The organism is Amaricoccus sp., assembly GCF_017993425.1.
GTDB lineage: Bacteria > Pseudomonadota > Alphaproteobacteria > Rhodobacterales > Rhodobacteraceae > Amaricoccus.
The window spans coordinates 90380-110973 of sequence record NZ_JAGOMQ010000006.1 but is presented as its reverse complement, the minus strand read 5'-3'; the positions used below and the strand labels follow the sequence as shown (position 1 = coordinate 110973).

Annotated in this window: 23 protein-coding genes; 7 read left to right on the top strand and 16 right to left on the bottom strand. The window is 73.2% G+C overall.

Annotated features, from left to right (window positions below):
* Positions 1–89: 89 nt before the first annotated feature.
* From KBB57_RS04740 to def, 4 genes are all read right to left on the bottom strand, one after another.
* Positions 90–881: a hypothetical protein gene (locus KBB57_RS04740; protein ID WP_290747380.1), complete on the bottom strand. Its 792-nt coding sequence runs from the start codon at positions 879–881 to the stop codon at positions 90–92.
* Between the two features lie 167 nt (positions 882–1048).
* Entirely contained in the window at positions 1049–2023 is a 975-nt protein-coding gene (locus KBB57_RS04735) for a CoA ester lyase (protein ID WP_290747379.1), read from the bottom strand.
* 356 nt (positions 2024–2379) lie between these two features.
* Complete coding sequence (gene fmt / locus KBB57_RS04730) at positions 2380–3288, bottom strand: methionyl-tRNA formyltransferase (protein ID WP_290747378.1); 909 nt, start codon at positions 3286–3288, stop codon at positions 2380–2382.
* Positions 3289–3314: 26 nt separating this feature from the next.
* On the bottom strand, positions 3315–3833 hold the full coding sequence (gene def, locus KBB57_RS04725; protein WP_290747377.1) for a peptide deformylase: 519 nt from the start codon (positions 3831–3833) through the stop codon (positions 3315–3317).
* Between the two features lie 85 nt (positions 3834–3918).
* Here def and KBB57_RS04720 point away from each other — a divergent pair, with 85 nt between their 5' ends.
* The 3 genes from KBB57_RS04720 (at position 3919) to KBB57_RS04710 (ending at position 8274) form a co-directional block, all read left to right on the top strand.
* A complete protein-coding gene (locus KBB57_RS04720) occupies positions 3919–5088 on the top strand; it encodes a MalY/PatB family protein (RefSeq protein WP_290747376.1) in 1170 nt (389 codons plus the stop codon).
* Positions 5089–5195: 107 nt separating this feature from the next.
* Complete coding sequence (chrA, locus tag KBB57_RS04715) at positions 5196–6587, top strand: chromate efflux transporter (RefSeq protein WP_290747375.1); 1392 nt, start codon at positions 5196–5198, stop codon at positions 6585–6587.
* A gap of 61 nt (positions 6588–6648) precedes the next feature.
* Entirely contained in the window at positions 6649–8274 is a 1626-nt protein-coding gene (locus KBB57_RS04710; RefSeq protein WP_290747374.1) for an iron ABC transporter permease, read from the top strand.
* Between the two features lie 43 nt (positions 8275–8317).
* Here the strand turns inward: KBB57_RS04710 and KBB57_RS04705 are convergent, their stop codons facing one another.
* The 6 genes from KBB57_RS04705 to KBB57_RS04680 form a co-directional block, all read right to left on the bottom strand.
* Entirely contained in the window at positions 8318–8911 is a 594-nt protein-coding gene (locus KBB57_RS04705; RefSeq protein WP_290747373.1) for a MerR family transcriptional regulator, read from the bottom strand.
* A gap of 16 nt (positions 8912–8927) precedes the next feature.
* Positions 8928–9230, bottom strand: a complete 303-nt coding sequence (gene ihfA / locus KBB57_RS04700) for an integration host factor subunit alpha (protein ID WP_290747372.1) — start codon at positions 9228–9230, stop codon at positions 8928–8930.
* A gap of 103 nt (positions 9231–9333) precedes the next feature.
* On the bottom strand, positions 9334–10305 hold the full coding sequence (locus tag KBB57_RS04695) for a beta-ketoacyl-ACP synthase III (protein ID WP_290747404.1): 972 nt from the start codon (positions 10303–10305) through the stop codon (positions 9334–9336).
* An 8-nt stretch (positions 10306–10313) separates the two neighbouring features.
* Positions 10314–11402: a phosphate acyltransferase PlsX gene (gene plsX / locus KBB57_RS04690; RefSeq protein ID WP_290747371.1), complete on the bottom strand. Its 1089-nt coding sequence runs from the start codon at positions 11400–11402 to the stop codon at positions 10314–10316.
* Between the two features lie 57 nt (positions 11403–11459).
* Positions 11460–11666 carry a 50S ribosomal protein L32 gene (gene rpmF / locus KBB57_RS04685; protein ID WP_290747370.1) on the bottom strand — a complete coding sequence of 69 codons (207 nt, stop codon included), beginning with the start codon at positions 11664–11666 and terminating at the stop codon, positions 11460–11462.
* A gap of 173 nt (positions 11667–11839) precedes the next feature.
* Complete coding sequence (locus KBB57_RS04680) at positions 11840–12433, bottom strand: DUF177 domain-containing protein (protein WP_290747369.1); 594 nt, start codon at positions 12431–12433, stop codon at positions 11840–11842.
* A 134-nt stretch (positions 12434–12567) separates the two neighbouring features.
* Here KBB57_RS04680 and KBB57_RS04675 point away from each other — a divergent pair, with 134 nt between their 5' ends.
* From KBB57_RS04675 to KBB57_RS04660, 4 genes are all read left to right on the top strand, one after another.
* A complete protein-coding gene (locus tag KBB57_RS04675; protein ID WP_290747368.1) occupies positions 12568–13023 on the top strand; it encodes an outer membrane protein assembly factor BamE in 456 nt (151 codons plus the stop codon).
* Between the two features lie 641 nt (positions 13024–13664).
* Positions 13665–14633, top strand: coding sequence for a quinoprotein relay system zinc metallohydrolase 2 (locus tag KBB57_RS04670; RefSeq protein WP_290747367.1), 969 nt, complete (start codon positions 13665–13667; stop codon positions 14631–14633).
* Positions 14634–14644: 11 nt separating this feature from the next.
* The gene (locus KBB57_RS04665; RefSeq protein ID WP_290747366.1) at positions 14645–15436 is read left to right on the top strand and encodes a quinoprotein dehydrogenase-associated SoxYZ-like carrier; all 792 of its coding nucleotides are present in this window, start codon (positions 14645–14647) and stop codon (positions 15434–15436) included.
* Entirely contained in the window at positions 15433–15978 is a 546-nt protein-coding gene (locus KBB57_RS04660; protein ID WP_290747365.1) for a rhodanese-like domain-containing protein, read from the top strand. The genes KBB57_RS04665 and KBB57_RS04660 overlap by 4 nt, the downstream gene beginning before the upstream one ends.
* 524 nt (positions 15979–16502) lie before the next feature.
* On the opposite strand, the gene KBB57_RS04655 is transcribed toward KBB57_RS04660, so the two are convergent.
* The 6 genes from KBB57_RS04655 to choW form a co-directional block, all read right to left on the bottom strand.
* A complete protein-coding gene (locus KBB57_RS04655) occupies positions 16503–17114 on the bottom strand; it encodes an alpha/beta hydrolase (protein WP_290747364.1) in 612 nt (203 codons plus the stop codon).
* Positions 17111–17233: a hypothetical protein gene (locus KBB57_RS04650; protein ID WP_290747363.1), complete on the bottom strand. Its 123-nt coding sequence runs from the start codon at positions 17231–17233 to the stop codon at positions 17111–17113. Before KBB57_RS04650 ends, KBB57_RS04655 begins: the two co-directional genes overlap by 4 nt.
* Entirely contained in the window at positions 17230–17352 is a 123-nt protein-coding gene (locus KBB57_RS04645) for a hypothetical protein (RefSeq protein WP_290747362.1), read from the bottom strand. Before KBB57_RS04645 ends, KBB57_RS04650 begins: the two co-directional genes overlap by 4 nt.
* Positions 17349–18278, bottom strand: a complete 930-nt coding sequence (locus KBB57_RS04640; protein WP_290747361.1) for a ring-cleaving dioxygenase — start codon at positions 18276–18278, stop codon at positions 17349–17351. The genes KBB57_RS04645 and KBB57_RS04640 overlap by 4 nt, the downstream gene beginning before the upstream one ends.
* A 380-nt stretch (positions 18279–18658) precedes the next feature.
* On the bottom strand, positions 18659–19708 hold the full coding sequence (choV, locus tag KBB57_RS04635) for a choline ABC transporter ATP-binding protein (protein ID WP_290747360.1): 1050 nt from the start codon (positions 19706–19708) through the stop codon (positions 18659–18661).
* Between the two features lies 1 nt (position 19709).
* Positions 19710–20537, bottom strand: a complete 828-nt coding sequence (gene choW, locus KBB57_RS04630; protein ID WP_290747359.1) for a choline ABC transporter permease subunit — start codon at positions 20535–20537, stop codon at positions 19710–19712.
* Between the last annotated feature and the right edge of the window lie 57 nt (positions 20538–20594).

Here is a 20594-nt window from a genome sequence, read left to right as displayed (position 1 = left end):
GGCGCCTCAGGCAGCTGAGAGGGGCAAACGTCCCACAGTGGGACGCCATGTTTTTCTCAATGATATCAGCAAAGTTGGTTAGCCAAATTTCAAGGTCTTGCGCGCCGTCGGCGGCCGACGGCGACGAGGCCGAGCATCGCCGCGCCGAGGAGGGCGGCGGGGGCGGGCAGGGGCACCGGGGCGGGCCGCGCGTCGGCGAAGAGGCGGGGGTCGTCGAAGGTGATGCGCGCGCCGTCGCTGGCGCCGAGGCCGATCAGCGTCTGCAGCGCGAAGGCCCCGCTCTCGTAGCCGATGCCGCCGTTCATCGCCGCGTCGATCAGGAGCTGGAAGCTGTAGGTGACCCCGGGCCGCACCACGTGGCTGAGCCGCAGGCGGTCGTCGAAGTCGTCCTCCGGGAGGCCCGTGAGGATGCGCGCGTCGCCGAACCAGCTGCGGTTCGCCGAGCCGCTGTAGAGGCTGATGTCGACGCTCATGTCCCCGTTCTGCCGCTCGGACCGGCTCCAGCCGCCGGAATAGCCGATGTCGTAGCTGATCCGCGCCAGCCGGTCGGTGGTGAAGGTGGCGTCGAGCCGGAAGTAGCTCGAGGTCTGCGCATAGGTGTCGCCGTTCATGCCCGTGGCCGAGCCGGACATTCGGACCGCGCCGCGGGCGAGGTCGCCCCACGAGTCGCTCGCCATCGTCCGGCCCTCGCCGCTCGCCGCGGCGGCGTTGTCGTAGACCCCGCCCGGCAGCCCCGTGGTGGCGCCGTTGGTGCTGGCGTAGCCGGTCAGCCGCGGCAGGCCGGGGTCGCTGGTCGAGAGGCTCGAGAACGAGGCGAGCGTCGCCGCCTCGGCCGGGGAAAGCGCGCAGAGGCACAGCGAGACGACAGACAGGAACCGCATTCCGACACCCTTCGAGCGAGACGAGACCACACCGACCCCGCGCAGAGAATACGCAGGGTCGGGGCGTCGCCTCAACGGGCGTCGTGCGGGAAGGATGCGCGCCGGCGGCGCTCGGCCGCCGATCAGCGGCGGACGGCGCTCGGCCGCCGGTCAGCGGCGGGCGGCGCTCAGCCGCCGATGAGCTCGGCCTGCCGGACGATCACCCGGGCCTGGCGGATCGAGGCGAGGTCGACGAGGCGGCCCTTGTAGACGGCCGCCCCCTGGCCGGCGGCCTCGGCCGCGGCCATCGCGGCGAGGATCTCGCGCGCCTCGGCCACCACCTTGCCGGAGGGGGTGAACACCTCGTTGGCGAGCGCGACCTGCTTGGGGTGGATCGCCCACTTGCCGACCATGCCCATCGTCGCCGCCCGCCGCGCCTGGGCGCGGAAGCCCTCGTCGTCGGAGAAGTCGCCGAACGGCCCGTCGACCGGCAGGATCCCGGCCGAGCGGCAGGCCGCGACGATCGCCGCGGTGACGCCGTGCCACGGGTCGCCGTAGACCGGGCCGCGGGGGCCGTCGAGATCCTTCGGCGGCAGCATGTAGTAGTTCTCCTGGGTGCCGCCGATGCCGGTGGTCTGCATCCCCATCGAGGCGGCGAAGTCGGCGGCGCCGAGGCTCATCGCCTGCATCCGCGGGCTGGCGGTCGCGATCTCGGCGACGTTGCGGAAGCCGAGGGCCGTCTCGATGATCACCTCGAAGCCGACGCGCTTCCCGCGGCCCTTCGCCGTCTCGATCGCCGAGCAGAGCGCGTCGACGGCGTAGATGTCGGCGGCGCAGCCGGCCTTGGGGATCATGAAGAGGTCGATGCGGTCGCCCGCCTCCTCCAGCACCTCGACGACGTCGCGGTACCAGAACTCGGTGTCGAGGCCGTTGATGCGGACGGAGAGGGTCTTCGTGCCCCAGTCGATCTCGTTGATCGCGAGGATGATGTTCTGCCGCGCCGCCGCCTTGTCGCCCGGGGCGACGCTGTCCTCGAGGTCGAGGTTGATGACGTCGGCGGCGGAGGCGGCCATCTTCTCGAAGAGCTCGGGCCGCGAGCCCGGGCCGAAGAGCTGGCAGCGGTTCGGCCGGGCGGGGGCCTGCGGCGGTACGGTGAAGCTCATGGGGTCGATCTCCGGGCCTCGGCATCCGGTCATGCCGCAGCGCAGCTAATATGTGGCGGCGCATCATGTCAAACCCGGGGGGTCGGGGCTGGTCTCCGGAGCGATGACGGGGCGCCTTTGCGCCCCGGAGTCGGTCTCCCCACCCGCGCAGGCGCGGGCGGGGCCCCTGCGCGCTGTTGCGCGCCGTTCTCCCACCCCCCTTCCCCCCGCCCGCTGGGCGGGGGAACCTGCACGATAGGAAGAAGGAAGAAGGAAGAAGGAAGGAAGAAGGAAGGAAGAAAGGGGCGCTGACGTGCCGGGCGCGGACGGGTGGCGTTCGAGCGTATGTCGGGCAGGGGCCGCGGGGCTAGCCGGGGTCAGGCGAGTCGTGCGCGCGGGGGCAGCGGGAAGCCGCGCAGGAAGGCGTCGGCGTCGGTCGGGGCGCGACCGGCGCGTTGCACAGCGAGGATACGCACCGCGCCGTGGCCGCAGGCGACGGTCAGCGCGTCGTCGAGGGTCTCGCCGGGCGCGCCGGCGCCTTCGGCGAGGCGGGAGCGCAAGAGGCGCAGGCGCTCGCCGGCGAGCTCGCACCAGGCGCCGGGGGAGGGGGAGAGGGCGCGGATGCGGCGGTCGACCTCCGGGGCGGGCAGGGTCCAGTCGATGCGGGCCTCGGCCTTGTCGATCTTGGCCGCGTAGGTGACGCCGGCCTCGGGCTGGGGCTGCGGGGTCAGGTCGTCGAGGCGGGCGAGGGCGTCGACGATCAGCCGGGCGCCGAGGGCGGCGAGGCGGTCGTGGAGGGCGCCCGCGGTCTCCTCCGGGCCGATCGGGAGGGGCTCGGCGAGGAGGACCGGGCCGGTGTCGAGCCCGGCCTCCATCTGCATGATCGAGACGCCGGTCTGCGCGTCGCCGGCGAGAATGGCGCGCTGGATCGGCGCGGCGCCGCGCCAGCGCGGCAGCAGCGAGGCGTGGACGTTGAGGCAGCCGCGTGGGGGCGCGGCGAGGATCGGGCGCGGCAGGATCAGGCCGTAGGCGGCGACGACCGCCGCCTCGGCGCCGAGGGCGGCGAAGGCCGCTTGCGCCTCCGGCTCGCGCAGCGAGGCGGGGGTGCGGACGGGAAGGCCGAGCGCCTCGGCGTGTGCGGCGACGGCGGAGGGGCGGGGCTTCTGGCCGCGGCCGGCGGGGCGCGGCGGCTGCGAGTAGACGGCTGCGATCTCGTGGCCGGCCTCCGCCAGCGCGTCGAGGCTCGCGCGGGCGAAGTCGGGAGTGCCCATGAAGACGAGGCGCATCGGGCCCTCCGCCGCAGACATCGGGCTCAGGCCCGCGATTTCTCGCGCTTGAGCTTCTTCATGCGCGAGGTGATCAGCGCGCGGCGGACGGCGCCGAGGTAGTCGATGAAGAGCTTGCCGTCGAGGTGGTCGAGCTCGTGCTGGGCGCAGATCGCCCAGCGCTCGTCGAAGTCGGCCTCGCGGCGGGCGCCGTCGAGGTCGGTCCAGCCGAGGCGGATGCGCTCGGCGCGGGTGACGTCCTCGTAGACGTCGGGGATCGAGAGGCAGCCTTCCTCGGAGACGACGGTCTCCGGCGAGCGCCAGAGGATCTCCGGGTTGACGAGGGCGAGGGGCGCGGGGGGATCGTCCTTGCCGGCGCAGTCCATGACGAAGACCCGCTTCATCACTCCGAGTTGGGTGGCGGCCAGCCCGATGCCCGGGGCGTCGTACATGGTGTCGAGCATGTCCGCCACCAGCCCGCGCACCGCGTCGTCGACGGCGGCGACGGGCTCGGCCGTCTTGCGCAGGCGCGGGTCGGGATGGATGAGGATGGGGCGCAGGCTCATGGGGCGCAGGTAAGGGAAGCGGCCCGCCTTGACAAGGCGCGCGCCGGCCTGCCCCCTGAGCGCCGCCGCGAGGGAGCGAGGGCCGATGTTCGACTTCGACGAGCCGATAGACCGCCGACGGACCCATTGCCTGAAATGGGACATGATGGAGCGGCTCTTCGGCGTGCCGGCCGGGGACGGGCTGGCCATGTGGGTGGCCGACATGGACTTCCGGCCGCCGCCCGCGGTGATGGAGGCGCTGGCCGCGGAGATCGCGCAGGGCGTGCCCGGGTATTTCGGCGACGACGCGGCCTATCGGGCGGCGATCTGCGGCTGGATGGCGCGGCGGCACGGCTGGGAGGTCGACCCGGCGGCGATCCTGACCACGCATGGCGTGGTGGCCGGGGTGGGGTTCTGCTGCCAGGCGTTCAGCGCGCCGGGCGAGGGGGTGATCCTGTTCACGCCGGTCTACCACGCCTTCGCGCGGGTGATCGCCGCAAACGGCCGGCGCATCGTCGAGCACCGGCTGGTCACGCGCGACGGGCGCCAGCACATGGATCTCGACGATCTGGCGAGGCGGCTGACGGGCGACGAGCGCATCGTGGTGTTCTGCTCGCCGCACAATCCGGGCGGGCGGATCTGGTCGGTCGAGGAGCAGCGGGAGCTGGCGGCGTTCTGCAGGGCGCATGACCTCGTGCTGGTGGCGGACGAGATCCACCACGACCTGGTGCTGCCGGGGCGGCGGCACGTCACCGCGGCGCTGGCGGCGCCGGAGGCGCTCGACCGGCTGGTGGTGCTGACGGCGACGACGAAGACCTTCAACATCGCCGGCGCGCTGACCGGCAACGCCATCGTGCCGGACGAGGGCTTGCGCGCGCGGCTGGCGGCGCGGATCGCGGCGGCGGGGGGTAGCCCGAACCGGCTCGGGGTGCTGATGGCGACGGCGGCATATTCGGGCGGCGAGGCCTGGCTCGAGGAACTGCTCGTCTATCTCGACGGCAACGTGCGCGCCTTCGAGGCGGGGCTCGGGGCGATCCCGGGGGTGCGGCCGACGCCGCTCGATTCGACCTATCTCGCCTGGATCGACTTCGCCGGGACCGGCCTCTCGCCCGACGGGATCGAGGCGCGGGTGCGCGAGGCGGGCATCGCCGCGAGCCCGGGGCGGCAGTTCGGGCCGGGGGGCGAGACCTTCATGCGGTTCAACATCGCCACGCCGCGGGCGCGGGTCGACGAGGCGGTGCGGCGGCTGCAGGTCGCGTTCGGCGGCGCAGCTTGACGCCCGCCGGGGCATAGGCGAGGCTGGCGGCACGGGGACCGCGCGATCTCCCCGTCAGGCGCCAGCCCAAGCATCGCGTCCGCGAGCCGTTGCCGAGGACGCACGCCATGACGCCAGACGCCTCCACGCCTGTCCCGTCGCCCGGGGGCGACGTCGTCCCCTTTCCTGCGGCGCTCCGTGTCTGGGCGCGCGTCGCGGCGCTGAGCTTCGGCGGGCCGGCGGGGCAGATCGCGGTGATGCATCGCATCGTCGTCGACGAGCAGCGCTGGGTCGGCGAGGCGCGATTCCTGCACGCGCTCAACTTCTGCATGCTGCTGCCGGGGCCGGAGGCGCACCAGCTCGCCATCTATCTCGGCTGGCTGCTGAACGGGGTCCGCGGCGCGGTCGCGGCGGGCCTTCTCTTCGTGCTGCCGGGCTTCGTCGCCATGCTGGCGCTCAGCGTCGCCTACGTCACGCTCGGCGAGACGCCGCTCGTCGCGGGGCTGTTCTTCGGCCTGCGCGCGGCGGTCGTCGCCATCGTCCTGCAGGCGCTGCTGCGCATCGGCGGGCGCACGCTGACGAGCCCGGCCACGATCGCCGTCGCCGCGCTCGCCTTCGTCGCGCTCGGCTTCCTCGGCGCTCCCTTTCCGCTCGTTGTGCTCGTCGCCGGCCTCGTCGGCTGGGCGGCGGCGCGGGCGGGGGTGGCGGGCCTCGCGCCCGGCCATGGCCACGCGGCGCGGGGCGGGCTCGCCGACCGGGACTCGGCGCTCGGCGAGGAGCCGCCGGCGCCGGACCGCGGCCGCCTGCGCGGCGTCCTCCGCGTCGCCGGCCTGACCGCGGCGCTCTGGCTCGCCCCGGTCGGCGTCCTCCTGCTGGCGCTCGGGCCGGACAACGTCTTCGCCCGGATCGCCGGCTTCTTCAGCCTGCTCGCCGTGGTGACCTTCGGGGGGGCCTACGCGGTGCTCGCCTATCTCGGCCAGGCCGCGGTGGCGAGCTATGGCTGGCTCACCCCGGCCGAGATGCTCGACGGGCTCGGGCTGGCAGAGACCACGCCGGGACCGCTGATCATGGTGGTGCAGTTCATCGGCTTCCTCGCCGCCTATCGCAACCCGGGGACGCTCGATCCGATGCTGGCGGCGACGCTCGGGGCGATACTGACCACCTGGGTGACCTTCGTGCCCTCGTTCCTCTGGATCCTCGCGGGCGCGCCCTTCGTCGAGCGGCTGCGCGGGGCGCGCGGGCTCGGCGGCGCGCTGCGCGCCATCACCGCCGCGGTGGTCGGGGTGATCCTGAACCTCGCGCTGTGGTTCGCGTCGCACGTGGTCTTCGCCGCGCATGTCCCGGTGCGCACCGGCTGGCTCCACTTCGACCGGCCGGTCCTCGCCAGCGCCGACCCGCTCGCGCTGGCGCTGGTCGCCGGCGCGCTCGTGGCGGTCTTCGTTCTGCGCCTCGGCCTTCTCGCCACGCTTGGCCTCGCCGCCGCCGCCGGCGCCGCGCTCCGGCTCGCGGGGCTCGGCTGACGGCTTGCCGGCGTCGGGTCGCGGCGCTATTCCCCCGGGCGATGCGAGGGGAGGGCCCGGCATGGGCGAACGGACGCTGGCGGCGCTGGCCTGGATCGTCGCCGGGATCTGCGTCACGCCGATGGCCGCGGCGGCGATCGCCGCGCTCCTCGGCGACCTCGCCACCTGGCGGGGCCTGATCGACACCGTCCTGCCGGTCTACGTCCGCAACACGCTGGCGCTCGTGGCGCTCGTCACCACCGGCGCGATCGCCGTCGGGGCGGGCGGGGCCTGGCTGGTGACGATGTTCCGCTTCCCGGGCTCGCGGGCGCTCGAGGTGATGATGGTCCTGCCGCTGGCCTTCCCGGCCTACGTGCTCGCCTACGCCTATACCGACCTCCTCCAGCATTCCGGGCTGGTGCAGACGTGGCTGCGCGAGATCACCGGCTGGGGGCCGCGCGACTACTGGTTCCCGAACGTGCGCTCGCTGCCCGGGGCGGCGCTGATGTTCGTCTGCGTGCTCTATCCGTACGTCTACCTGCTCGCCCGCGCCGCCTTCGCCGAGCAGTCGGCGACCGCCTATCTCGCGGCGCGCTCGCTGGGGCGGGGGCCGACGGCGGCGTTCCTGCGCGTCAGCCTGCCGATGGCGCGCCCGGCGATCGCGGCCGGGGCGCTGCTCGCGGTGATGGAGACGATCGCCGACTACGGCACGGTGGCGCATTTCACGGTGCGGACCTTCTCGACCGGCATCTACCAGGCGTGGTTCGCCATGCAGGACCGCGCCGCCGCCGCGCAGCTGGCGCTGTGCCTGCTCGGCTTCGCGCTGCTCGTGGCGGCGCTGGAGCGGATCGAGCGCGGCCGGGCGCGCACCCACCTGCGCGGCGCCCGGCTCGCGACGCTGGAGCGGACGCCGCTCGCCGGCTGGCGGGCCTGGGCGGCGACGGCGGCCTGCCTCGCGCCGGTGCTGGTCGGGTTCCTGTTGCCGGTCGTCGTGCTCGGGCGCATGGCGGTGCGCTCCGCGCAGAGCGTGACCGACCCGCGCTATGTGGACTTCGTGCTGCATTCGCTGACCCTCGCCGGGATCGCGGCGCTGGTCACCGTGGCGGGGGGCGTGCTGGTCGGCCATCGCGCCCGCTCGGCCCCGGGGCCGGCGACGCGGGCGATGGCCCTTGGGGCCGGGCTCGGCTACGCGGTGCCGGGCGGCGTGATCGCCGTGGGCCTGCTGGTGCCCTTCGCCGGGCTCGACAACGCAATCGACGGCTTCATGCGGGCGCGTTTCGGCGTGTCGACCGGGCTGCTCTTCACCGGGACCATCGGGCTCCTCGTCGTCGCCTACATGGCGCGGTTCATGGCGATCGCGCTCAACGCCTTCGACGCGGGGCTGGCCGCGGTCAGCCCGAACCTCGACGCGGTGGCGAGGACGCTGGGGCGCAGCGCGCCGCAGGTGCTGACCGGGGTGCATCTGCCGATCGTGCGGCGCAGCCTGCTGACCGCGGGGCTGATCGTCTTCGTCGAGGTGATGAAGGAGCTGCCGGCGACGATGATCATGCGGCCGTTCAACTTCGACACGCTGGCGGTGCAGGCCTACCGCCTCGCCGCCGACGAGCGCCTCGACCAGGCGGCGGTCCCGAGCCTCGTCATCGCCGCCGCCGGCATCGTGCCGGTGATCCTCGTCTGCCGCGCCATCGTCACCCGCGCGGCGGCGTGACGGCTGCGCGCTGGCTTCGGGGATAGCCGACCGGAAGTCGGGCTCAGTCGCTCACCATCACCCGGCGCAGCGCCTCGAGCTCGGAGACCAGCTTGCGCATCCGGGCGAGGCGGTCGGGCGCGTCAATGGCGGGCGCCTCGACGGCGGCTTCGGTGACGGCGGTCGGGACTGCGGTCTCCGCCACGGGCGCCGGCGCGGGCGCCTCCGCTACCGGCGCCGGGGCGCCCGCCGCGGGGGCCGAGGCGGGCGGGGGCGTGAAGAGGTCGGGCTGGGGGGCCGCCGGCGCGGGGCGCGCAGCGGGCGCGGGCTTGCGCTTCGAGGGCTCGGGCTTCGGTGCGGCGGCGGCGGGCTCAGGCTCGCCGTCCGGCAGGGTGCCGAGGCCGATGACGTGGCGCACCCCGCGCTCGCGCAGGATCTTCTGCACGCCCTTGATCGTCATGCCGTCGTCGTAGAGCAGGCCGCGGATGCCGCGCAGCAGCCGCACGTCCTCGGGGCGGTAGTAGCGCCGGCCGCCGCCGCGCTTGACCGGGCGGACCTGCGAGAAGCGGCTCTCCCAGAAGCGCAGGACGTGCGGCGGCACGTCGAGCACGTCCGCGACCTCGCTGATCGTGCGGAACGCCTCGGGGGACTTGTCCATCACGCGGCTCCCGGCATCAGCGCTTGTTGCCGGCGTCCACCCGCTCTTTCATGATGTGCGACGGACGGAAGGCGAGCACCCGGCGGGGCTCGATCGGCACCTCCTCGCCGGTCTTGGGATTGCGCCCGACGCGCGCGGACTTGGATCGCACGCTGAATGTGCCGAACGAGGAGATCTTCACCGTCTCGCCGCGCACCAGCGCCTCGGAGATGTGCTCCAGCACCGATTCCACGAGGTCGGAGCTCTCGTTGCGCGACAATCCGACGGCCCGGAACACGGCCTCGCTCAGCTCCATGCGAGTCAGGGTCTTCTCGCTCATTGCCGCCCCCCGTTTTTGATCAACATTTTGTTAACCTTACGGGCGAGTCGCGAGACGAGTCAACAAGGACGCCCGCGAAGGGGCGGGCGGCGGACGCCGGCGCCTACCAGCGCAGCACCGCGGCGCCCCAGGCGAGGCCGCCGCCGATCGCCTCCATCAGGATCACGTCGCCGGGCCGGAAGCGGCCCGCGGCGGCGGCGGTCGAGAGCGCGAGCGGGATCGAGGCGGCGGAGGTGTTGCCGTGGTCCTGCACGGTGACCACCACGCGCTCGAGCGGCACGCCGAGCTTCTGCGCGGTCATCGTCATGATGCGCAGGTTCGCCTGGTGCGGCACCAGCCAGTCGACGTCCGCCGGCCCGAGCCCGGCGCGGGCGAGCGCCGCGGCGCCGGTCTCGGCGAGCTTGACGACGGCGTGCTTGAACACTTCCTGCCCGGCCATCCGCACCACCCCGGCCGCGCCGGTGGTGGCGGGGCCGCCATCGACGTAGAGGATGCCGTTGTAGCGGCCGTCCGAGCGCAGGTCGGTGGCGAGGAGGCCGCGGTCGCCGGGCCCGCCCGCGCCCTCGGCGGCCTCGAGCACGATCGCGCCGGCGCCGTCGCCGAAGAGCACGCAGGTGCCGCGGTCGGAGAAGTCGAGGATGCGCGAGAACACCTCGGCCCCGATCACCAGCACGCGGCGCGCCTGGCCGATGCGGATGATCGCGTCGGCCTGGGCGAGCGCGTAGACGAAGCCGGCGCAGACCGCCTGCACGTCGAAGGCGAAGCCGCCGCGCATCCCGAGCGCCGCCTGCACCCGCGTCGCTGTCGAGGGAAAGGTCTGGTCGGGCGTCGCGGTGGCGAGCACGATCGCGTCGATGTCGGCCGCTTCCAGCCCGGCGTTCTCCAGCGCCGCCCGGGCGGCGGCGGTGGCGAGGTCGGAGGTCTTCTCGCCCTCGGCGGCGAAGCGGCGGCGCTCGATGCCGGTGCGGGTGCGGATCCACTCGTCCGAGGTGTCGAGGGTCGCCGCGAACTCGGCGTTCTCCACCACCCGCGCCGGCAGGTAGTGCCCGCAGCCCCGGGCCACCGAGCGGACGATCATGCCGCTCATGTCGGGGCCATCCCGTGCGCCTGCCCGGCGGCGGGCGTCGGCGCGATGCGCGCGGCGAGCCGCTCGGCGAAGCCGTTCTCGGCGAGCGTCGCCCCGAGCTTGATCGCCGCGGAGATGCCGGTCGCGTCGGCCGAGCCGTGGCTCTTGATCACCGTGCCGTTCAACCCGAGGAACACGCCGCCGTTCGCCCGCCGCGGGTCGATCCGCTTCGAGAGCCGCTGCAGCGAGGTATAGGCGAAGAGCGCGCCGATCCGACTGAGCGAGGAATAGGCGAAGGCCTCGCGCAGCAGGCCGCGGATCATGCCCGCGGTGCCCTCGCCGGTCTTGAGCGCGATGTTTCCGGTGAACCCGTCGGTGACGATCACGTCGACCCGGTCGGAGGCCATGTCGCTGCCCTCGACGTAGCCGATGTACTCGAAATCGCCGACCGGGGCCGCCGCGCCGATCAGCGCGGTCGCCTCGTGCAGCTCCGGCCGGCCCTTGTGCTCCTCGACCCCGACGTTGAGGAGCCCGACCCGCGGTCGGCGCAGCCCGAAGGCGTTGCGCGCATAGGACGCGCCCATCTGCGCGTAGCGGAGCAGATCCTCGGCGTCGGCGCGGATGTCGGCGCCTGCGTCGAGCAGCACGTTGTAGCCGGAGCGGTTGAGCGAGGGCCAGAGCACGGCGATCGCCGGGCGGTTCACCCCGGGGGCCTTGCGCAGCACCAGCATGGCGAGCGCCATCAGCGCGCCGGTGTTGCCGCAGGAGATCGTCACCCGCGACTCGCCCGACTTCACCGTCTCGAGCGCGTTCCACATGCTCGAGCCCTGGCCGCTGCGCAGCGCCCGCGAGGGCTTCTCGTCCATCGGCACCACCGAGGCGGCGTGGCGGATCTCGGTGCGCGCGGCCAGGGGCGAGCTGGCGCGGATGGCGCTCCGGAGCGCGTCGGCGTCGCCGTGCAGGATGTAGCGCAGCCGGCCGTTCTCGGCGAGCGACTTGCCGAGGCCGCGCACGACCTCGCCGAGGCCGCGCTCGCCGCTCATCGCGTCGATCGAAAGCACGATATCGCCGGAAGCGCCCGGAACTGCCGGATCGCCAGCGCTCATCGCGGCACGCTCATCGCGGCGCCCTCATCGCGGCCCGGGAGCCCCGATGCCTGGACGTCAGGCGGCTTCGTCGTCGAGATCGACCTCTTCGACCATCGCGACGACCTCGCGGCCGTCGTAGTGGCCGCAGGCCGGGCAGACATGGTGCGGGCGGCGAAGCTCGCCGCAGTTGGAGCATTCGTTGGGATTCGCCGCCACCAGCGCGTCATGCGACCGGCGCATCCCGCGCCGGGACCGCGTGACCTTGCTCTTCGGAACAGCCATTTCTCGACCTCGATCTCGTCCGGGCCGTCGCCCGAAGCCTCGTGCTGCGCGTTCGTCGCGGCGAGGTAGCAGAAGGGGCGCGCCATGTCACCCCCGCCCGCCTGACCGCGACCGGAAAACGAGCCGCGGAACATACGCATCCGCCGCCGCGACGCAACCCCGAATCGCGCGGCTCACGCGTCCTCGCCCGGCTTGCCCCGCAGCGCCGCCAGCGCCGCGAAGGGGCGGACCTCGCCGGATTCGAGGGGCGCGGCGCCGGGCGGGCCGCTCTCGGCCGCGGCGCCGAGCTCCGCGCCCTCCCGGCGCGGATAGGGGGGCAGCGCCAGCGCCAGCGCCTCGATCGCCACCACGCCAAGGTCGATGCGGTCGCCGAGCGGCTCGATCTCGTCGTCCTCGTCGGGATCGAGCTCGATCTCCGCCGCCGTCGCCTCGGCCGCCAGCGTCGCCGCCGCGTCCGGGGTGAAGATCCGGCGCACCGGCGTGTCGATGCGGGTGGTCACCGGCTCCAGCGTCACCACGCAGGTCTGCACCACCGTCGCGCCGAGCGTGGCCTCCAGCCCCCAGGCGCCGCCCGGCGCCGGCGCGAGCCGGCCCTTCAGCCGCAGCTTGCGCACCGCCTGCGCGCCGAGGAGCCGGGCGATCGCCGCCGCCTCGTCGGCGTCGGGCGAGACGTCGAAGGGGAAGGCGGCAAGGCCGCGCAAGCCGCGCGCCTCGACGACGCGGGGAAACTCGGGGTTCGCGGCCGAACGCGTCACGATCTCCGGCATCGTCGGCCCTCGGGGAGGTGTTCGGTCGCGTCGGGCCGGCTTCGGCGGCGTCGCGGCGGTCCAAGTTCCTTGAACATACATCATGCCCGGGATAGGGGAGCAAGGGAAATCCGGTCAGCCCCGAAGGGTTGCGAATGCGTTCCAAGGCCTTGCGCCGCACCGCGATCTGCGTCCTCGTCCTCGGCCTCGCCGCGGGCTGCGCGGCCACGACCAACGTGCATGGCTACATGCCCTCCCGCGGCGACATCGCCTCGGTCAAGCCGGGCGTCGACACCGCCGCGACGGTCGAGGAGAAGCTCGGCCTGCCGTCGAGCACGGGCCTGCTGCAGGACACCGCCTGGTACTACGTCGAGAGCACGATCGAGAACTACACCTACCACCGCCCCAGGGTGATCGACCGCACCGTGCTGGTGGTCAGCTTCAACGGCGACGGCGTGGTGACCGGCGTCGGGAGCTACGGCCTCGAGCGGGGCCGCATCGTCGAGCTCGAGGCGCGCACCACCGACACCGGCGGCCGCCAGCTCGGCGTGCTGGAGCAGCTCTTCGGCAACCTCCTCAACCTCGACGCCTCGCAGTTCGAGGACCAGTAGGGCCGGACGCACCGGATGCGCTCCGCCACGGCGGCGGTGGCGCCTAAATAGAAACCGGCGCTTCGGGCGAGATTGAGCATTTGGACCCGAGGCGTTCGATCTGCCTTGCGAGAGCGCGGGTCATGGGTTGGGCTTTCCGGAAGCGGTCCGGGCCGATGTCGGTGCAGGCGGCGCCGTCGCTCGGCATGTGGTGGATCGCGGTGAGGATCGATGCTGCGACGGCGCAGATGGCCTTCCTTGCACCGCGCCGGAAGCCGCTGGAACCGGGCGTTGAAGTAGCTGTGCTTCTTGCGCACGGCCGCCCAGGCGGGCCTGGACGAGGGCGGTCTTTAGCCCGGGTGCGCCCTTCTTGAGGCGGGTCGAGCGACGCTTGCCGGCGCTCTCGTCCTGGCGCAGGCTCCCGGGAAATCGAAGTCTGAATGGCGCGCTCTCAGGCCAGCAGGCTGGCCCAGACGCAAGCGAGGGTGCTCAAGGGAGCCCGGGTCCAACTCATTACGCGGGTCTCCAAACACCAAGGACAAGCCCGACCTCTCCGCCAACGGCGCCCACAGCATGCCACAGGCTTCATGCCCCAGGGTCCGCGAAGTCGGTGGCAACTCATACCAACCGCCGAGTTGACCGCGCGCGGCAGGCGGCGGAGCATGTCGGGGGGACCCAAGATGACACCGGCGGCGCATCCGATCGCGACGACCCGCCGCGACGCCCTGATCGGCGCCGCCTGCCTGTGCTGCCTGCCGCTGGTCGGGAGGGCGCGGGAGGCGCTGGGCGTCGTCGAGGCGGCGCCCGGCGTCTTCGTCCGGCGCGGGCCGGACGAGGAGGCGACGGCGGGCAACCTCGGGGGGATCGCCAATATCGGCTTCGTGATCGGCCGGGACGCGGTGCTGGTGACCGACCCGGGCGGCAGCCTCGCCGACGGGGCTTGGCTGCGGGGCGAGATACGGGCGCGCACCGACCGGCCGATCCGGCATGTGGTGATGAGCCACGTGCATCCGGACCATGCCTTCGGGGCGGGGGCGTTCCTCGGCGACGGCCCGGAGTTCGTCGGGCATTTCCGCCTCGCCGACGAGCTGACGGCGCGGGGGGAGTTCTACCGCGAGCGGCTGGTCGAGCTGGTGGGCGAGGCGGACGCCGGGCCGGTGGTGATGCCGACGCATGTCGTGGGCGAGGAGGGCGCGACGATCGACCTCGGCGGGCGGCGGCTCGAGCTGCGGGCGCATCCGGCGGCGCATACGCGCTCGGACCTCTCGATGCTCGACCGCGAGGCGGGGCTGCTGTTTCCGGCGGACCTGCTCTTCGTCGGCCGGATGCCGTCGCTCGACGGCAGCCTCGCGGGGTGGATCGGCGAGCTCGACGCGCTGGAGGCGACGGGAGCGCGGTCGGCGGTTCCGGGGCACGGGCCGGCGCTGGTGGAGCCGGCGGCGGCCCTGGCGCCGCTGCGGCGCTACCTGACGACGTTGCGCGACGACGTGCGGAGGGCCATCTCGGAGGGGCGGTCGATCCCGGAGACCGTCGAGGTCGCGGCGATGTCGGAGCGGGGCGACTGGGCGCTCTTCGACGACTACAATGGCCGCAACGTCACCCAGGCCTACAAGGAGCTGGAATGGGAATAGGAGCGAGGACGATGCAGCCTGCCCCCCTTATCCTCGCGGCGCTGCTCGCCGCGGCGCCGGCGCTGGCCGGCGGGAATGTCGAGCCCGACCGGCTGGAGCGCTGGCAGGACCTGACGGCGCTGATCTTCGGCGACGGGGTCGAGATCGCGCCGACGGAGAGCGTGACGATCGACGCGCCGGAGCGGGCGCTCGATTCGGCGCTGGTGCCGGTGACGATCGCCACCGACGACGCCGGGGTGACGGGGCTGAGCCTCGTCGTGGACGAGAACCCGGGGCCGCTGGCGGCGCGGGTGACGTTCGGGCCGGCGGGGGATCCGCGGGCGCTGGGCTTGCGGGTGCGGGTGGACGGCTACACCAACATCCACGCGGTCGCGACGCGGGCGGACGGGTCGATGGTGGCGAACGCCGCCTTCGTGAAGGGCGCTGGCGGCTGCTCGGCGCCGATCGGGGTGAGCGACCTCGAGGCGATGGCCGGGATGGGCGAGATGCGGATGAAGTTCGCCGAGGGGGGCCCGGACGGATCCGGCAGGGCGACGCTGATGGTGCGGCATCCGAACTTCAACGGGATGCAGATGAACCAGGTGTCGCGGCTCTATACGCCGGCGCGGTACGTGACCGACGTCGAGGTTAGCCGCGGGGATGCGCTGGTGTTCGACCTGGCGAGCGACATCTCGCTGGCGACGGATCCGGTGATCGACTTCCTGTATCGGCGCGGGTCGGAGGCGCCGTTCACGGTGACGGTGACGGACAGCTCGGGCGAGAGCTGGTCGCAGGACTTTCCGGCGCCGGAGATGACGAATTGACCCTGCGGGGGCTGATCGGCGCGCTGGCGCTGGTCCTGCTGGCGGGGCGGGCGTTGGCCGGGGATGCGCCGCCGGAGCCGGAGGGGTATCGCACCGGGGACCTGCGGGCGGCGACGCCGGCGACGCTCTCGGGGGCGACGGTGCTTGACCTCGCGGCGCTCGAGGCGGCGGTGGCGGGGGGCGCGGTGCTGATCGACGTGGGACCTGCGCCGGTGAAGCCGGCGGACATGCCGGCGGACCGGCCGTGGCTGCCGACGCATCGCTCGATCCCGGGAGCGGTGTGGCTGCCGGGGGCGGGGCTTGGGGACGACCTGCCGGCGGACCGGGAGGAGCTGCTGCTGGGCGAGGTCGCGGGGCTGACCGGGGGCGACAAGGCGAAGGCGGTGGTGGTGTTCTGCAAGCCGGATTGCTGGGCGAGCTGGAACGTCGGCCGGCGGCTGGTGCTGGCGGGCTATAGCGCGGTCGGGTGGTTCCCGGGCGGGGTCGATGCGTGGCAGGTGGATCACCCGACGGCGCCGGTGGAGGCGCCGGCAGGCTGGTAGCCCGGAGCGCACGGCCGGTGTCGCTTCTCCCGTGCTAACACGCGTGTTAGCGGGGTCAGATCTTTGAATTCGTTGGTTTTTGGTGATTCATCAACGGATCCTTCACACTGCACGACAGTAGAGCCGAAGCCCGGCCGGAAGCAGGTCGCGACGCCGATGCCAGACGGATTTGACCCGCGGCAAATCCGTCCGCGATCGCCCCTCGGGGGGCGAGCGCGATTCCGCGCTCGCCGGGGCGCTCACGGACGGATTGCGCGCAACGGGGAAATCTGCGCCCCTGACGGCTTCCGCGCGCAACCGCGCTCCAGCCGTCGGCGCGGCGAAAGCCATGCTTTCGCTTGTCGCGCCGGGCCTCGCGGGCAAGCCCGCTTCGGTCGCGCGGGGCCTCGTGGAGTCAGCAGGGCAGACAGGCGTCGTGCAGCGTGCGGATCCTTCACGAAGGTTGACGGGCGCGACGCGATGCGGCGCGCTTGCCGGTCGAGGAAGGCGCCGGCGGCGGCCCGCCGGCGGGGACGTGCAGGCGCTCAGGCGGCGGGCGCCGCCGCGAGGAAGCGGGCCGCTTCGGTGAGCTCGACCGGCTCGACCGAGTGGCCGCCGGCGTGCCAGAGGACCTCGGTCGGCGCGCCCTGGGCCTCGAGCCAGGCGGCGAGCTGGCGGGTGAGCGCGGGGGGACAGATCGGGTCGCGCTCGCCGGCGGTGATCAGAACGCGGGTGCGGACCGGGCCGGGGTCGGGCTCCCAGGCGATCAGCGGGTGCATCAGGACCGCGTCGTCGAGGAGGGCGCGGCGGGCGAAGATCAGGCTCGCGAGGATGTTGGCGCCGTTCGAGTAGCCGAGGCCGACCATCCGCGCGGGCTTGCGGGCGGCGATCTCGGCCTCGACGAAGGCGGCCATCTTCGCCGTCGCCCGGGCGAGATCGGCCATGTCGTAGACGCCTTCCGCCTTGCGGCGGAAGAAGCGGGCGGCGCCGCCTTCGGAGACGTCGCCGCGGGGGGCGACGATGGTCGCCTCCGGCAGGAGGTCGCGGACGAGGGGGACGAGCTGGCGCTCGTCGCCGCCGGTGCCGTGGAACGCGAAGGCGAGCGTCCCGCCGGGCGCGCCCGGCGAGACGGCGTGGATGTAGGGCGCCTCGCTCATTCGGTCGGCTCCGGCCGGCGTTCTGGCGCCGCGCGCAGGTGCGCGGGCCGGGTCGGCGGCGTCTTGCCCTCGCCGGGAGGCTCGGGCGTCTCGTCGTGGAGGCAAGGGGTCTCGCTCATTCGATCGGCTCCAGCCGGCGCTCCGGCACCGCGCGCAGGTGCGCGGGCCGGGTCGGCGGCGTCGGGTCCTTGCCGGAAGGCTCGGGCGTCTGGTCGTGGAGGCAAGGGGTCTCGCTCATTCGATCGGCTCCAGCCGGCGCTCCAGCGCGTCGCGCAGGTGGGCGTGCTGGGTCGGCAGCATCAGGCCCTCGCCGAGATGCTCGGGCGCCTCGTCGCGGGCGAAGCCGGGCTCGTCGGTCGCGACCTCGAAGAGGACGCCGCCGGGCGTGCGGAAGTAGATCGCCCAGAAGTAGTCGCGGTCGATCTGCGGCGTGACCTGGTAGCCGGTCTCGGCGAGCGCCTTGCGCACGACCGCTTGCGTCGCCTTGTCGGGGACGGCGAAGGCGACGTGATGGACCGTGCCGGCGCCGGGAATGGCGCGGCGGGCCGAGGGGGTCGCCTCGATCTCGATCGCGTCCGAGCCGTTGCCGTGCGGCAGGCGGTAGCGGGTCACGGCGCCCTCGCGGCCCTCCTCCTCGAAGCCCATGAAGCGCAGGAGCTCGTCGGTCGGGCCGGCGTCGGCCAGCCGCAGGGTGACGCCGCGGAAGCCGCGGATCGCCGCCTCCTCGGGCACGCCGCCGCCGGTCCAGGGCGCGCGGGCGTCGCCCCCGGTCTCCACCAGGGTGAACTCGTCGCCGTCGGGGCCGAGGAAGTCGAGCCGCTCCTCGCCGAGGACGGAGGACGATTTCAGCCCCTCGACGCCGGCATGGGCGAGGCGCTCGGCCCAGAAGGGGAGCGCGCCCGTCGGCACGGCGTAGCGGGTCAGCCCGACCTCGCCGGTCCCGCGCTTGCGGTCGCCGATGTTGGGGAAGGGGAAGTAGGTCATGATCGTGCCGGGCGTGCCGGCCTCGTCGCCGTAGTAGAGGTGGTAGACGTCGGGCGCGTCGAAGTTGACGGTCTTCTTCACCCGGCGCAGGCCAAGCGTGTCGGTGAAGAAGGCGTTGTTGGCGCGGGCGCCCGAGGCCATCGAGGTGACGTGGTGCAGGCCTTCGATCTGGTTCAGCATTGGCGTGCTCCGTTGCTTGGTTGGCCGTGTAGATAGGCGGTGACCAGGGACGGACAAACTGCGGGATCGGGCGGATCAATGTTGCGGCAGGGGAAACAATAAAGCGAGACGCATTGTCTGCATCGGGCGAGGCCGGGGGCCGTCATGGGTAACGCGGCCTTAAGCTTTGGCCGCCACGTTGTCCCTGCGTCGCGTTGGTCCTCGGAGGACGGGATGGCAGCCCTGTTTGTGGAGTTTGGTCTGGCGGGCCTCGTCCTGCTGCTTATGGCTGCGGTGGCTTTCCGGCGGCTTGCCGCCGGGGCCGTCCCTGTCCCTGTCCGCGAGCCGGCGCGACGCGCGTCCCCCGGGGCGGGCGCGCCGCGGGAGGGGTAGCGGGCCGCTCAGGCGGCGGGCGCGGTCGCGGCCTCGCGGGAGAGGACGGCGTAGACGGCGCGCGGGGTGATGCGGCCGACGACGGCGTCGCCGTCGATCACCCAGACCGGATCGTCGGAGGCGGCGAAGAGCGGCAGGGCGTCGCGGAGCGGCGCGTCCGGCGCGAGGGTGCGGCCGACGGCGGCGGGGCCCGGGTGCGGGGCCATGGCGTCGCTGGCGGAGAGCACCGAGAGCGGGTTCAGGTGCGCCACGAAGTCGGCGACGTAGGCGTTCGCCGGGCGGAGCACGATGTCCTCGGGCGCGCCGGTCTGCACGATGCGGCCCCCCTCCATGATCGAGATGGTGTCGCCGATCTTCACCGCCTCCTCGAGGTCGTGGGAGACGAAGACGATCGTGCAGTGCATCTTCTCCTGGAGTTGCAGGAGCTCGTCCTGGAGGCGGTTGCGGATCAGGGGATCGAGCGCGGAGAAGGGCTCGTCCATCAGCAGGATCTCGGCGTCGGTGGCGAAGGCGCGGGCGAGGCCGACGCGCTGCTGCATGCCGCCGGAGAGCTCGCCGACGCGCTTCGAGGCCCAGTCGCCGAGGTTGACGATGTCGAGGGTGGCGCGGGCCTTGGCGAGGCGCTCGGCCTGGCCCATGCCGGAGAGCTCCAGGCCGAGGGCGACGTTGTCGAGGACGCTGCGCCAGGGCAGGAGGCCGAACTGCTGGAACACCATGGCGACGCCGCCGCGGCGGAGCGTGCGGAGCGCGGTCGCGTCGCAGGTGGCGACGTCGACCATGGCGCCGTCGCGGCCGCGGACGCGGACGGCGCCGCGGACCACCGGGTTGAGGCCGTTCACGGCGCGGAGCAGGGTGGACTTGCCGGAGCCGGAGAGGCCCATCAGCACGGAGATCTCGCCCTTGGCGACGGCGAGGGTGCAGTCGTGGACGCCGAGGACCTGGCCGGTCATGCGCTGGACCTCGGCGCGGCTGCGGCCCTCGTCCATCAGGGGCAGGGCGGTCTGCGGGCTGTCGCCGAAGACGATGGAGACGGTGTCGAACTCGATCATCGGCTGCATGTCAGCCTCCGCGGCGGAAGGTTCGGTCGAGAAGGATCGCGACCACGACGATGACGAGGCCGGCCTCGAAGCCGAGGGCGGTGTTGACGGTGTTCAGCGCGCGCACCACCGGCACGCCGAGGCCGTCGGCGCCGACGAGGGCGGCGATCACCACCATCGAGAGCGAGAGCATGATGGTCTGGGTCAGGCCGGCCATGATCTGCGGCAGCGCCCACGGGAGCTCGACCTTGCGCAGGAGCTGGGAGGGCGTGGCGCCGAAGGCGAGGCCGGCCTCGCGCAGCTCCTTGGGCGTCGTGGAGATGCCGAGATGGGTGAGGCGGATCGGCGCGGGGATGACGAAGATCGCGGTGGCGATTAGGCCGGGCACCATGCCGATGCCGAAGAACACGATGGCCGGGATCAGGTAGACGAAGGTCGGCAGCGTCTGCATCAGGTCGAGGATGGGCCGCATGGCCGCGTAGAGGCGGGGACGGTGGGCGGCGGCGATGCCGATCGGCACGCCGAGGCCCATGCAGACGATCACCGCGGAGAGGACGAGGGTCAGGGTCTCGGTCGTCTCCTGCCAGTAGCCCTGGTTGAGGATGTAGGCGAAGCCGACCAGGACGAGGGCGACCGCGTACCAGGAGCGCTGGAGGAACCAGGCGAGGCCGGCGAAGGCGGCGACGATCACCAGCGGGTGCGGGGTCTGCAGCACCCAGAGGATGCCGGCGATCAGGCCCTCCACCCAGGAGGCGATCGCGTCGAAGACGAGGGCGCCGTGGGCGGTGAGCCAGTCGACGCCATTGGCCGCCCAGCGGCCGACGGGGATCTTGGGGCCGAGGCTGTCCATGGGTGGGGCCTATGGATGTCCCACAGTGGGACGCTGGTCAAGCGATCGGAATCGCTC